Source organism: Streptomyces sp. M41(2017), assembly GCF_002078175.1.
GTDB lineage: Bacteria > Actinomycetota > Actinomycetes > Streptomycetales > Streptomycetaceae > Streptomyces.
This window is the reverse complement of the sequence record NZ_MWFK01000001.1, coordinates 2,600,815-2,614,594: the sequence shown is the minus strand read 5'-3', so window position 1 is coordinate 2,614,594 and position 13,780 is coordinate 2,600,815. Positions and strand designations below refer to the sequence as shown.

Sequence of the window (13,780 nt, the reverse complement as noted above, 5' to 3'; positions counted from 1 at the left end):
AGTGGCCCGGGCCGCCACCCCACGTACTCCGTGGCGGCCCGGCCGGCTTCCCGTCAGCCCCCCTTGCTGCCTACGCCTGGCTCCGGGCCGCACGGGGCGCGCCCGGTGCGGCGCGCCCCCGCCGCTCCTCCCGCCGAGTCCGCTCCACCGCTTCTCCCGCAGTCACCGCGCTCGCCGTACGCCCGGGGGTGCCTGACTGCCCCTTGTTCGTTCCGCTGCCCGACCCGATGAGGTGGTACCCGATGGCAGCCCGGTCGTCCTTTCCCGCCGAGACCCGCAATCCCCGGCGGCGCCTGACCTGGATCGTGTGGTGCGCGGGCATCGCGATCGTCATGGCCACGAGCATGTTCCGCGGTCACGACGACGCGAGCGGCACCAACGGTGCGTCCCGCGCGGCGGCGGCCCCCGCCGCGTCGTCCTCCGCGTCCTCGGCGGCCCACCCGTCCGGCACGTACCTGCCCCGTGCCGAGCCGACGCGGCTGCTCATCCCGAAGATCGAGGTGGACGCGCCGTTCACCGAGCTCACCATCGACGACTCGGGCCGGCTCGAACCGCCGCCGGCGGACGACGTGAACCTGGTCGGCTGGTACGCCAAGGGTGTCTCGCCCGGTGAGCGCGGTGCGGCGATCATCGCCGGGCATGTCGACACGAAGACCTCCGCCGCCGTGTTCGCCGGTCTGAGCGACCTGAAGAAGGGCGACAAGTTCAGCGTCAAGCGGTCCGACGGCCGCACGGCGACGTTCGTCGTGGACAGCTCGGACACCTTCGAGAAGGACGACTTCCCCGACGAGCGGGTGTACGCCGACACCCCCGACGCCCAGGTCCGCCTGATCACCTGCGCCGGGAACTACGACCGCACCGCCAAGGACTACACCGAGAACCTGGTGGTCTTCGCCCACCTCGTGTGACGGACGGGCGACCGGACGCCGGCTCTCGTCCGGGACTCCCGTTCACGCGTCCCCGACACCGATCCAGAAGCGGTCCTCGCCGCGGATCCGGCCGTCGGGGACGCCACCGTTGGCGCGGATCACCCGGCGGGAGGCCTCGTTGTCCGAATCGCAGGTCAGCAGGACGCGGTCCAGGCCGAGGCGGCGGCATTCGGTGAGGCCCGCGGCGAGCATCCGGGTGGCGTGGCCCCGGCGCCGCCAGGGAGTGACGACGTGGTAGCCGACATGACCGCCGACCTCCGCCAGTTCCGGGGTCAGTTCGTGCCGGACGACGAGGCTGCCGAGGTAGTGCGTACCGGAGACGTACCAGAAGACGGTGGAGGGGACGCCCCAGCGGGTGCGTGTGCCGCGCCGCTCCTCCACGTAGGCCGCGAAGTCCTCCGCAGCCAGGTCGAGCGAGTCGGTGCTCCTGTTCTCCGCCGCGCAGTCGGCGCGTTCACCGGCGAGGTAGGAGTCCCGCACGGCGGGCGTGGGCGCCACGAGACGGGGTGGCGTGGTGAGTTCGGTCATGGGGGTGAGTCTTCAACGCGGTCCGGCACGACGCCTCCCCTTTTTTCCGGACCTCCGGACTCCGGACCCGCGAACCCTCCGGACCTGCGAACCCTCCGGGCGGCGGGAGCCGGCGGTCGCGGGAGGTGTCCCGGATCGCCGGCTCCCGCCGGTGCGTGAGGCCTGCCGGCCCGCGGCGCTCAGCCCTTCGCCATGAGGTCCTTCAGCGCGATGTTCAGTTCGAGCACGTTGACGCGGGGCTCACCGACGAAGCCGAGGGTGCGGCCGTCGGTGTGCTCACCGACCAGCTTCTCCACCTGGGCGACCGGAAGCCCGTTCTTGTCGGCGACGCGGTGGACCTGGAGGTCCGCGTAGGCGGGGGAGATGTCCGGGTCGAGGCCGGAGCCGGAGGACGTGACGGCCTCGGCGGGTACGTCGGAGGGCTTGACCTTGTAGTCCGCGGTCGAGTTGTCCTTGACGACGGCTGCCTTGGCGTCCTTGACCCACTTGATCAGGTCGGCGTTGTCACCGGAGCGGTTGGTCGCCCCGGACAGGATCAGCTTGTACCGAGTGTTGACGCTGTTGGTGCCGAGGCCGTTCTGCGGGCGGCCCTGGAACCACTTCAGGTCGGGCTCCGGGGTCTCCTGGCCCTTCTTCAGCGGGAGGTTGTAGGCCTGGCCGATCAGGGACGAGCCGACGACCTTGCCGTTCGCCGTGATCTCCGAGCCGTTCGCCTTGCCGGGGAACAGGCCCTGGGCCACCCCGGTGACGGCGAGCGGGTAGATCACCCCCGTCACCACGGTGAGCACCAGGAGCGCTCGCAGTCCGGCCCCCAGCAACCGGGCCGTGTTCGTAACCGAGTTGTTCATGGGATCAGCACGCTTTCAGAGAGTTACAGCCCGGGGACGAGGGAGATGAGCAGGTCGATGAGCTTGATGCCGACGAAGGGCGCGACCAGCCCGCCGAGGCCGTAGATCCCGAGGTTGCGCCGCAGCAGCTTGTCGGCGCTGACCGGCCGGTACCGCACTCCCCGCAGGGCGAGCGGGACCAGCGCGATGATGATCAGCGCGTTGAAGATCACCGCGGACAGGATCGCGGTGTCGGGCGAGGACAGGTGCATGATGTTGAGCTTGTCCAGGCCCGGGTAGACCGCGGCGAACAGCGCCGGGATGATCGCGAAGTACTTGGCGACGTCGTTGGCGATCGAGAAGGTCGTCAACGCGCCCCGGGTGATCAGCAGTTGCTTGCCGATCTCGACGATCTCGATGAGCTTGGTCGGGTTCGAGTCGAGGTCGACCATGTTGCCGGCCTCCTTCGCGGCCGACGTGCCCGTGTTCATCGCGACGCCGACGTCCGCCTGTGCGAGGGCGGGCGCGTCGTTGGTGCCGTCGCCGGTCATCGCGACGAGCTTGCCGCCCGCCTGCTCCCGCTTGATGAGCGCCATCTTGTCCTCGGGCGTCGCCTCCGCGAGGAAGTCGTCGACGCCCGCCTCGTCGGCGATGGCCTTCGCCGTCAACGGGTTGTCACCCGTGATCATGACGGTCCTGATGCCCATGCGGCGCAGTTCGTCGAACCGCTCGCGCATGCCGTCCTTGACGACGTCCTTCAGGTGGATGACGCCCAGGACACGGGCGCCGCGCGCGTCCTCGACCGCCACGAGCAGCGGAGTGCCGCCCGCCCCGGCGATCCGGTCGGTGAGCGCGGCGGCGTCCTCGGACACCGTGCCGCCCCTCTCCTCGACCCAGGCCACGACCGAACCCGCCGCGCCCTTGCGGATGCTGCGCCCGTCGACGTCCACGCCCGACATCCGGGTCTGGGCGGTGAAGGCGATCCACTCGGCGCCGGACAGCTCGCCCTGGTGGCGTTCGCGCAGCCCGTACTTCTCCTTGGCGAGGACCACGACGGAGCGGCCCTCGGGCGTCTCGTCGGCCAGCGAGGAGAGCTGGGCGGCGTCGGCGACCTCGGCCTCGGTGGTGCCGGTCACCGGGACGAACTCGGCGGCCTGGCGGTTGCCGAGGGTGATGGTGCCGGTCTTGTCGAGGAGCAGAGTCGACACGTCACCGGCGGCCTCGACCGCCCGGCCGGACATGGCGAGGACGTTGCGCTGCACCAGCCGGTCCATGCCCGCGATGCCGATCGCGGAGAGCAGCGCGCCGATGGTGGTGGGGATCAGGCAGACCAGGAGGGCCACCAGGACGATCATCGTGAGGTGGGTGCCCGCGTAGTCGGCGAAGGGCGGCAGGGTCGCCACCGCGAGCAGGAACACGATGGTGAGGGACGCGAGGAGGATGTTCAGCGCGATCTCGTTGGGCGTCTTCTGCCGTGCGGCGCCCTCGACGAGGGCGATCATCCGGTCGATGAAGGTCTCGCCGGGCTTCGTCGTGATCTTGATGACGACGCGGTCGGAGAGGACCTTCGTGCCGCCGGTGACGGCCGAGCGGTCGCCGCCCGACTCCCGGATGACCGGGGCGGACTCGCCGGTGATGGCGGACTCGTCGACCGACGCGACGCCCTCGACGACGTCACCGTCGCCGGGGATGATGTCGCCCGCCTCACAGACCACGAGGTCACCGATGCGCAGCTCGGTGCCGGGCACCCGCTCCTCGGTGCGGCCGTCGGTTGAGAGCCGGCGGGCGACGGTGTCGGTCTTGGCCTTGCGCAGGGTGTCGGCCTGCGCCTTGCCGCGCCCCTCGGCCACCGCCTCCGCGAGGTTGGCGAAGACGACGGTGAGCCACAGCCAGGCGCTGATCGCCCAGCCGAACCAGTCGCCCGGGTCCTTGAAGGAGAACACCGTGGTCAGCACGGAGCCGATGAGGACCACGAACATCACGGGCGACTTGACCATGATCCGCGGGTCCAGCTTGCGGAAGGCGTCGGGCAGCGACCGCAGCAGTTGCTTCGGGTCGAACAGGCCGGCGCCGACCTTTCCCTCGTCCTGGTGGTGGCCGGTCGGCAGGTCGCTGTGCGGCGCCCGGGCCGGAGTGGCTGTGGACATCGCGTCCTCTTGGTTCTCGGTACGAGTGGTCATGACGCCAGCCCCTCGGCCAGCGGGCCCAGGGCGAGGGCCGGGAAGTAGGTCAGACCGGTGATGATCAGGATCGCGCCCACCAACAGCCCGGTGAACAGGGGCTTTTCGGTGCGCAGGGTGCCCGCGGTCGCCGGGACCGGTTTCTGTTCGGCGAGCGATCCGGCGAGGGCGAGGACGAACACCATGGGCAGGAAGCGGCCGAGCAGCATCGCGAGTCCGATGGTGCTGTTGAACCACTGCGTGTCGGCGTTCAGACCGGCGAACGCCGAGCCGTTGTTGTTGGCGCCGGACGTGTAGGCGTACAGGATCTCGGAGAATCCGTGCGCCCCGCTGTTGGTCATCGAGTTGCCCGGGGTGGGCAGCGCCATCGCGGCGGCGGTGAAGACCAGCACGAGTGCCGGGGTGACGAGGATGTAGATCGCCGCGAACTTGATCTCGCGGGTGCCGATCTTCTTGCCCAGGTACTCGGGGGTGCGGCCGACCATCAGGCCGGCGATGAACACCGCGATGATCGCCATGACGAGCATGCCGTAGAGACCGGACCCGGTACCACCGGGGGCGATCTCGCCGAGCTGCATGCCCAGCATGGTGATACCGCCGCCGAGGCCGGTGAAGGAGGAGTGGAAGGAGTCCACCGCGCCGGTCGACGTCAGGGTCGTGGCCACCGCGAAGATCGACGAGCCGCCGACGCCGAAGCGGGTCTCCTTGCCCTCCATGGCCCCGCCAGCGATGTCGAACGCCGGTCCGTGGTGCGCGAATTCGGTCCACATCATCAGCGCGGTGAAGCCGATCCAGATGGTCACCATCGTGGCGAGGATCGCGTAGCCCTGGCGCAGTGAGCCGACCATGCGGCCGAAGGTGCGGGTCAGGGCGAACGGGATGAGGAGGATCAGGAAGATCTCGAAGAGGTTGGTGAACGGGGTGGGGTTCTCGAAGGGGTGGGCGCTGTTGGCGTTGAAGTAGCCGCCGCCGTTGGTGCCCAGCTCCTTGATGGCCTCCTGCGAGGCGACCGCACCACCGTTCCACTGCTGCGAGCCGCCGAAGAACTGGCCGACCGCGTGGATGCCGGAGAAGTTCTGGAGGGCGCCGCACGCGACGAGCACGATCGCGGCGATCACCGAGATCGGCAGCAGGATGCGGACGGTGCCGCGCACCAGGTCCGACCAGAAATTACCCAGTTCACCGGTGCGGGACCGGGCGAATCCGCGCACGAGGGCGACGGCGACGGCGATGCCGACCGAGGCGGACAGGAAGTTCTGCACCGCGAGGCCGCCGGTCTGCACGACATGGCCCATGGCCTGTTCGCCGTAGTACGACTGCCAGTTGGTGTTCGCCACGAAGGACGCGGCGGTGTTGAACGCCTGGTCCGGGTCGATCGCGGCGAAGCCGAGCGAGCCGGGCAGATGGCCCTGGAGCCGCTGCAGCAGGTAGAGGAAGAGGACGCTGACCGCCGAGAAGGCGAGGACACCGCGCAGGTAGGCGGGCCAGCGCATCTGGGCGTCCGGGTTGGCGCCGATGCCCTTGTAGATCCACTTCTCGACGCGCAGGTGCTTGTCGGAGGAGTAGACCCGGGCCATGTAGTCGCCGAGGGGGCGGTAGGCGAGGGCCAGCGCCACTATGAGGGCGAGGAGCTGGAGGACGCCGGCGAGGACGGGGCTCATGACAGTGCTCAGAACCTCTCCGGGAAGACGAGGGCGAGGACGAGATAGCCCAGCAGGGCGACGGCCACGATCAGGCCGACGATGTTCTCGGCGGTCACAGCTTCGTCACCCCCTTGGCGACGAGGGCCACCAGCGCGAACACCGCGATCGTGGTGACGACGAAGGCCACGTCGGCCATCGTGAGCTCCTAGATGAGGTTCGGATCGAACTGACGACTAGAGGAAACCGCCCCGACGACTCGTTTCGGCCACCGTTGACGCCTCCCATACGGGGCACGGCGTCCCCTTGACGGGTCTCTTACGGGGCGGCCCGGAACCCGCGCCGGGCCGCGCCCCGCCGGCAGGCGGCGAGCGCCCGGGCGCTGTCACGTCCTTGACGCGGCGGCACGTCAGAGACCCGTCAAGGCATGCCCAATCCGGCCGCGCGGGTGCCTACCGTCGAGGACATGGAACGCCGCGACGATCCGCGTGAAGCGGTCGGACTGCCCCCGCACCGGGCCCCCGCACCGGCCCCGCACACCTCCCAGGAGCGCTCCCCCGAGCCCTCTCCCTCCCCCGAGGTGGCGCACGACCTCCACTGGGCCCGGGACCTGCGCAGCGCGGTCCGCTGCTCGGCCCTCCTCCTCGCCCTCCTGCTGCTGATCGACCGCGCCGCCGGCACCCTCACCGGCCCGCGCGTCCTGCTGTGGACGGGGCTCGCCGCGCTGCTCCTCCTCGTCCTGTACCCGGCCCGCGTCGCCGTCGGCGAGGGCTGGCTGAGCACCCGCGGACTCCTCGGCACCCGGCGGGTCCGCACCGACCACCTGGTGTCGGTGCGCTGCCTGGACGGGGTCGGGCAGCGGCTCGTCCTGCGCGACACCTCCGGCGCTCGCGTCGAGATCGACCCGCGGCTGCTGGTCGCCAACCCGGCGCTGTGGCACCGCCTCGACGACGACGCCCGCACCTCCGCGCTGCGCGGCTCCCTCGTCTGCGGGGCGACCGCGTTGCGCCGCCTGAGCGAGCGCGTCGACGACGAGGCCGCACGGGCGGTGTTCAAGGTGTCCGGGCTGGACTGAGTGTCGGGAGCGCCCGCACCCCCCTGTCCCGGCTTACCCTCCGCCCGTGCTGAACGTGACGGGGATGCTCAAACGGCTCGTGATCGGCAGGGCGATGCGCAGCGACGAGCTGCACGGGACCCTGCTGCCCAAACGGCTCGCCCTGCCCATCTTCGCCTCCGACCCCCTGTCGTCCGTGGCCTACGCGACGCAGGAGATCCTGCTCGTCCTCACCCTCGGCGGCCTGACGTACCTGCACTTCACGCCCTGGATCGCGGGCGCCGTGGTCGTGCTCCTGACGGTGGTGGTGCTGTCGTACCGGCAGGTGGTGCACGCCTACCCGAGCGGGGGCGGCTCCTTCGAGGTGGCGTCCACGAACCTCGGCCCCTCGGCCGGTCTGGTCGTCGCCGCGTCCCTGCTGGTCGACTACGTGATGACGGTCGCCGTGTCCGTCGCCTCCGGCGTGGACAACATCATCTCGGCGATCCCCGCCCTCGCCCATCAGCGCGTCCTGATGGCCCTCGTCTTCGTCGCCGTCCTCGCCGCCATCAACCTGCGCGGGATGCGCGAGTCCGGCCGGGCCTTCGCCGCACCGACGTACCTGTTCATCGGCGGCGTCCTGATCATGGTGATCACCGGGCTGATCCGGTACGCCCTCGGGGACGCGCCGGTCGCCGAGAGCGCCGCCTACGGAATCCGGCCCGCCCCCTCCGACGCCCATCTGACGGGCCTCGCCCTGGTGATGCTGGTGCTGCGCGCGTTCTCCTCCGGCTGTACGGCGCTGACCGGCGTGGAGGCGATCTCCAACGGAGTGCCGGCGTTCCGCAAGCCCAAGTCGCGCAACGCCGCCTCGACGCTGGCGGCGATGGGCGGCCTCGCGATCCTCATGTTCGTCGGGGTCACCACCCTGGCGCTGGTCGCCAAGGTGCACATCACGGACGACTCCTGCCGCCTCACCGGCCTGAGCGACTGCGCCGGCTACACGCAGCGCACGGTCATCGCACAGATCGCGGCGGCGGTGTTCGGCGGCGAGAGCAGCTTCGGCTTCTACTTCATCCAGGCCGTGACGGCCCTCGTCCTGATCCTCGCCGCGAACACCGCCTTCAACGGCTTCCCGCTGCTGTCCTCGATCCTCGCCCAGCACCGCTACCTGCCCCACCAGCTGCACAACCGGGGCGACCGACTGGCCTTCTCCAACGGCATCCTCGCCCTCGCGATCGTCGCCGGCCTGCTGCTGTGGGGCTACCGGGCGAACGTCACCAGCCTCATCCACCTGTACATCCTCGGCGTGTTCACCTCCTTCACCCTGTCCCAGCTCGGCATGGTCCGGCACTGGAACCGCGCGCTGCGCGGAGAACCCGACCAGGCCGCCCGACGCCGTCAGCACACGGCCCGCGTCATCAACGCGGTGGGCGCGGTGTTCACCGGGATCGTCCTGCTCATCGTCCTGGTCACCAAGTTCACCCAGGGAGCGTGGCTGGCCGTCCTCGCCGCCACCGTGCTGTGGGTGCTGATGCGCGCGATCCGACGCCACTACGACGCCACGGCGGCCGAGCTGGCGGTGACCGACCCGCACGCCGAACTCGTACCGCCCGGCCGGGTCCTCGCGATCGTCCTCGTCTCCAAGGTCCACAAACCGACCCTGCGGGCCCTCGCCTACGCCCGCGCCATCCACCCCGACCGGCTGGAGGCCCTGACGGTCTCGGTCGACGCGGAGGACACGGACGAGCTGCGCCGGCGCTGGGACGAGCTCGCCATCGACGTACCGCTGAAGGTCGTCGACTCCCCCTACCGCGAGATCACCCGACCGGTCGTCGGATACGTGCGCTCGGTGCGCCGCGACAGCCCGCGCGACGTCGTCGCCGTCTTCATCCCCGAGTACGTCGTCGGCCACTGGTGGGAGAACGCCCTGCACAACCAGTCCGCCCTGTGGCTCAAGAGCCGGCTGCTGTTCACCCCGGGCGTGATGGTGACGAGCGTGCCCTGGCAGCTCACCTCCTCCGCCCACGCGAACCGGCCGACGGGCCGTGCGCCCGGTGCGGTCCGCCGGGGCGAGCCGGTCCCACCGCAGCCCACTCGGCAGGGACGCCCGTGACCGCCCCCGCGGCGTCCCCGTGATGCGCGACCGGCGGGTCTTAACGCAAGCTTGACGCGGAGGCCCCCGGCAGGCGTGGGCCCAGGGATCACTCTCTGCATACGCTGATGACGCCGTCTCCTCGATGGCCGGAAACGATCGCCGAGCCGTACGTCAGGAGAGCCACCGATGGCCAGCCCCGAGCACGCCCCGCCGAGCCGGCTGCGCGCCTGGATGCTGGAAGGCCTGTCCGACATGGGCAAGGGCAAGGGCCGACAGCTGCCCCGCCCCGCGGCGCCGGCGCCCGTCCACAAGGGCCAACGCTGGTGGCGCGTCATGTGCCTGACCGGCGTCGACTACTTCTCCACCCTCGGCTACCAGCCGGGCATCGCCGCCCTCGCCGCCGGCCTGCTCTCCCCCGTCGCCACCGTCGTGCTCGTCGTCGTCACCCTCGCGGGCGCACTGCCGGTCTACCGCCGCGTCGCCGAGGAGAGCCCGCACGGCGAAGGCTCGATCGCGATGCTCGAACGGCTCCTGTCCTTCTGGCAGGGCAAACTCTTCGTCCTCACCCTGCTCGGGTTCGCGGCCACCGACTTCCTCATCACCATCACCCTCTCGGCGGCCGACGCCTCCACCCACCTGGTGGAGAACCCTCACCTGAACAGCGTCCTGCACGACAAGCAGATGGTGATCACCCTCGCCCTCGTCGCCCTGCTCGGCGCCGTCTTCCTCAAGGGCTTCCTGGAGGCCATCGGCGTCGCCGTGGTGCTGGTCGGCATCTACCTCGGCCTCAACGTCGTGGTCGCGGTGACCGGCCTGTGGCAGGTCGCCACCCACGGACACGTCGTCACCGACTGGTCCACCGCCCTGACCGCCGAGCACGGCAACGTCCTCGCGATGGTCGGTGTCGCCCTGCTCGTCTTCCCGAAACTCGCCCTCGGCCTCTCCGGCTTCGAAACCGGCGTCGCCGTCATGCCCCATGTCGAGGGCGACACCGCCGACACCGAGGAGAACCCGGCGGGACGCATCCGCGGCACGAAGAAACTGCTCACCACCGCCGCCGTGATCATGAGCGTCTTCCTCATCGTGACCAGCTTCATCACCACCGTGCTGATCCCGGAGAAGGAGTTCGAGTCGGGCGGCCAGGCCAACGGCCGCGCCCTCGCCTACCTGGCCCACGAGTACCTCGGCAACGCCTTCGGCACCGTCTACGACGTCTCCACCATCGCCATCCTGTGGTTCGCCGGAGCCTCCGCCATGGCCGGCCTCCTCAACCTCATGCCGCGCTACCTCCCCCGCTACGGCATGGCCCCGCACTGGGCGCGCGCCGTCCGCCCCATGGTGATCGTCTTCATCCTGATCGCGTTCCTCGTCACCTGGATCTTCGACGCGGACGTCGACGCCCAGGGCGGCGCCTACGCCACCGGCGTCCTCGTGCTGATCAGCTCCGCGGCCATCGCCGTCACCATCGCCGCCCGCAAGGCCCGCCAGAAACACTGGACCATCGCCTTCGCCGTCATCTCGGCGGTCTTCCTCTACACGACCGTCGTCAACGTCATCGAACGCCCCGACGGCGTCAAGATCGGCGCCTGCTTCATCGCCGGCATCATCCTCGTCTCCTTCCTCTCCCGCCTCGCCCGCGCCTTCGAGCTGCGCGTCACCAGCGTGACCGTGGACCCGATGGCCGAACGGTTCATCCGCGACATCGCGAGCCGGCGCATCCGGTTCATCGCCAACGAACCCGACAACCGCGACCTCACCGAGTACCGCGAGAAGATCGAGCAGATCCGCGCCGACCACGACCTGCCCGCCCAGGAGGACTTCGTCTTCCTGGAGGTCACCGTCCTCGACCCCTCCGAGTTCGAGTCGGTCATGAACGTACGCGGCGAGGTGCTGCACGGCCGCTACCGCATCCTCACCCTGGAGTCCTCCTCCATCCCCAACGCGCTCGCCGCCCTGCTCCTGCACGTCCGCGACACCACCGGCTGCATCCCGCACGTCTACTTCGAATGGACCGAGGGCAATCCGTTCACCAACTTCCTGCGCTTCTTCCTCTTCGGCCAGGGGGAGGTCGCCCCGGTCACCCGCGAGGTGCTCCGCGAGGCCGAACCCGACCGCGCCCGCCGCCCCCGCGTCCACGTCGGCTGACCCGCCCGACGGAGTGAGAGGCCGGTAAGAAGCCCGCCCCGGGACCCGCCCGCCAGGCCGCACCCGTCCGATGCTTGGCAGACTGGCCGGGTGCCCCAGACTGTGCTGCTCGCCGAGGACGACCGCGCCATCCGTCACGCCCTGGAAAGGGCGCTGACCCTGGAGGGCTACCAGGTGACGGCCGTCGCCGACGGGGTGGAGGCACTGGCCCAGGCCCACCGCACCCCACCGGACGTCCTCGTCCTCGACGTGATGATGCCCGGCATCGACGGCCTCCAGGTCTGCCGCGTCCTGCGGGCCGAGGGCGACCGCACCCCGATCCTGATGCTCACCGCACTCGTCGAGACCGCAGACCGCATCGCCGGCCTCGACGCGGGCGCCGACGACTACGTGGTCAAACCGTTCGACGTCGAGGAGGTCTTCGCCCGGCTGCGCGCACTGCTGCGCCGCACCGGCAACGGCGCCCTCGACGAGAGCGCGCCCACCGCGCCGCGCGAGCAGCGCGCCGCCACCGCACAGATCTCCGTGGCCGGGCTGCGCATGGACATCCAGGCCCGCCGGGTCTGGCGCGGACAGCGCGAGCTGGAGCTGACCCGGACCGAGTTCGAACTCCTCGAACTCCTCGTCCGCAACGCCGGCATCGTCCTCGACCACTCCACGATCTACGACCGCATCTGGGGCTACGACTTCGGCCCGGGCTCCAAGAACCTCGCCGTCTACGTCGGCTACCTCCGCCGCAAGCTCGACGAGCCGGGAAGCCCGTCCCTGATCCACACCGTCCGGGGTGTCGGCTACGTCCTGCGGGAGGACTGAGTGCCACCGGGTCCGGCGGACCCGGGGCCCGGCCGGGCGGCCCGCCCCGGGGACGAAGGACCCCCGGCGCCCGGCACGACCCCGCAGCGCCGCACCGCCGGGCCGGGACCCTCCTGGACATCCCGGTTCCCCGGCACGTCCGGACGGCTGCGGCGGCTGTCCTCCCTGCGCGCCGTGTTCACCGTCTCCTTCGCGGCCGTCGCCGCCGCCGTCACCGTCCTCGTCGGCTTCCTCAGCTACGACGCCGCCGCCCGGCTGGTGCGCGTCGACCAGCAGACCGTCTTCGCCGAAGTCGTCCAGGACCTGCGGGACCAGGTACGCGCGCACCCCCTGCAACCACAGGACTTCGCCGTCTCCGACCCCGACCACGACGGCCCGCTCGACGACATCATCCGGCCCAGCCGCACCGACGTGCAGGTGCTCGGGGAGGGGGGCAGGGTCGTCGACCGCGGCACCCCGCCCCTGCCCGTGGACCGCCACGACCGGGCCGTCTCCGACGACGCCGTCGCCGGAAAGGTCGAGGAGCACAAGGACGTCGACGTCGCCGGCGACCGCTACCGGCTCGCGACCGTCTCCCTCGGCGGCGGCCGCGGCGCGGTCCAGGTCGCCCAGCAGTTCAGCGACACGGAGGACCTGCTGCGGGAACTCCAGCAGCGGACCGTACTGCTCGTCGGGGCCGTCGTCATCGCCGCCGGGCTCTTCGGCTGGTGGCTGGCGCGGCGCATCACCCGGCGGCTGGTGCGGCTCGCCGGGGCCGCCGAGGACGTGGCGCGCACCGGGCATCTCGGCATCCAGGTGCCGGTCACCGGCTACGACGAGGTGGGCCGGCTCGGGCGCTCCTTCGACCGGATGCTCGGCCGGCTGGCCCAGTCCGAGGAGGACCAGCGCCGCCTGGTCCAGGACGCGGGCCACGAGCTGCGTACGCCGCTGACCTCGCTGCGGACGAACATCTCCATGCTCCGCCGGATCGACGAACTCCCGCCGGACGCCCGGGAGGAACTCGTCGCCGATCTCGCCCTGGAGTCCCGCGAGCTGACGGACCTCGTCAACGAACTGGTCGCCCTCGCCGCCGGCCAGTCCGACACCGAGCCCGTGCGACGCCTCGACCTCGCCGACCTCGCCGAGGACGCCGTGGTCGTCGCGCGCCGGCGCACCGGCCGGGAGATCACCCTCGACGTCACCGGCGACACCACGGTCGACGGCCGCCCCACCGCCCTTCAGCGCGCGGTCTCCAATCTCGTGGAGAACGCGGCCAAGTTCGACCGCGGCGGCACGGCACCGATCGAGGTGGTGGTGACCGGCCGCCCCGGCGAAACCGGTGGCCGCCCCGGCCCGGTGCGCGTCGAGGTCCTGGACCGCGGTCCCGGCATCGGCGAGGACGACCTCGTCCGCGTCTTCGACCGCTTCTACCGCGCCGCCGACGCCCGCAGCCTCCCCGGCTCGGGCCTCGGCCTCTCCATCGTCCGCGAGATCGCCACAGCCCACGGAGGCACCCCCTTCGCCCACGCCCGCCCCGGAGGCGGCACGGTGATCGGCTTCACGACGAACACGTGAGGCGGGGGGCGGCGCGCGTTTTCGGGTGCGGTG

At 71.0% G+C, this 13,780-nt stretch carries 11 protein-coding genes; 6 read left to right on the top strand and 5 right to left on the bottom strand.

Annotated features, from left to right (window positions below; translation table 11 throughout):
• Positions 1–242 precede the first annotated feature (242 nt).
• Positions 243–908 (top strand): class F sortase, encoded by a 666-nt coding sequence (locus tag B0675_RS11445; RefSeq protein WP_107482610.1) that lies wholly within the window; start codon positions 243–245, stop codon positions 906–908.
• A 42-nt stretch (positions 909–950) separates the two neighbouring features.
• On the opposite strand, the gene B0675_RS11440 is transcribed toward B0675_RS11445, so the two are convergent.
• The 5 genes from B0675_RS11440 to kdpF all read right to left on the bottom strand — a co-directional run bounded on the left by B0675_RS11440 (position 951) and on the right by kdpF (position 6,223).
• Positions 951–1,457 carry a GNAT family N-acetyltransferase gene (locus B0675_RS11440; RefSeq protein WP_081218704.1) on the bottom strand — a complete coding sequence of 169 codons (507 nt, stop codon included), beginning with the start codon at positions 1,455–1,457 and terminating at the stop codon, positions 951–953.
• Between the two features lie 179 nt (positions 1,458–1,636).
• The gene (locus B0675_RS11435; RefSeq protein WP_081218703.1) at positions 1,637–2,305 is read right to left on the bottom strand and encodes a potassium-transporting ATPase subunit C; all 669 of its coding nucleotides are present in this window, start codon (positions 2,303–2,305) and stop codon (positions 1,637–1,639) included.
• Positions 2,306–2,328: 23 nt separating this feature from the next.
• Complete coding sequence (gene kdpB / locus B0675_RS11430) at positions 2,329–4,464, bottom strand: potassium-transporting ATPase subunit KdpB (RefSeq protein WP_179165282.1); 2,136 nt, start codon at positions 4,462–4,464, stop codon at positions 2,329–2,331.
• Positions 4,461–6,125 (bottom strand): potassium-transporting ATPase subunit KdpA, encoded by a 1,665-nt coding sequence (gene kdpA / locus B0675_RS11425; protein ID WP_081218701.1) that lies wholly within the window; start codon positions 6,123–6,125, stop codon positions 4,461–4,463. Before kdpA ends, kdpB begins: the two co-directional genes overlap by 4 nt.
• An 8-nt stretch (positions 6,126–6,133) precedes the next feature.
• Positions 6,134–6,223, bottom strand: coding sequence for a K(+)-transporting ATPase subunit F (kdpF, locus tag B0675_RS11420; RefSeq protein WP_055544543.1), 90 nt, complete (start codon positions 6,221–6,223; stop codon positions 6,134–6,136).
• Positions 6,224–6,570: 347 nt separating this feature from the next.
• Between kdpF and B0675_RS11415 the strand changes: the two genes are divergently transcribed.
• The 5 genes from B0675_RS11415 to B0675_RS11395 all read left to right on the top strand — a co-directional run bounded on the left by B0675_RS11415 (position 6,571) and on the right by B0675_RS11395 (position 13,747).
• Complete coding sequence (locus tag B0675_RS11415) at positions 6,571–7,179, top strand: hypothetical protein (protein WP_241539757.1); 609 nt, start codon at positions 6,571–6,573, stop codon at positions 7,177–7,179.
• A gap of 64 nt (positions 7,180–7,243) precedes the next feature.
• Positions 7,244–9,253: an APC family permease gene (locus tag B0675_RS11410; RefSeq protein WP_179165396.1), complete on the top strand. Its 2,010-nt coding sequence runs from the start codon at positions 7,244–7,246 to the stop codon at positions 9,251–9,253.
• Positions 9,254–9,421: 168 nt separating this feature from the next.
• On the top strand, positions 9,422–11,380 hold the full coding sequence (locus B0675_RS11405; RefSeq protein WP_081218699.1) for an APC family permease: 1,959 nt from the start codon (positions 9,422–9,424) through the stop codon (positions 11,378–11,380).
• A gap of 90 nt (positions 11,381–11,470) precedes the next feature.
• On the top strand, positions 11,471–12,193 hold the full coding sequence (locus tag B0675_RS11400) for a response regulator transcription factor (protein WP_081218698.1): 723 nt from the start codon (positions 11,471–11,473) through the stop codon (positions 12,191–12,193).
• A 147-nt stretch (positions 12,194–12,340) separates the two neighbouring features.
• On the top strand, positions 12,341–13,747 hold the full coding sequence (locus tag B0675_RS11395; RefSeq protein WP_241539927.1) for a HAMP domain-containing sensor histidine kinase: 1,407 nt from the start codon (positions 12,341–12,343) through the stop codon (positions 13,745–13,747).
• Positions 13,748–13,780 lie beyond the last annotated feature (33 nt).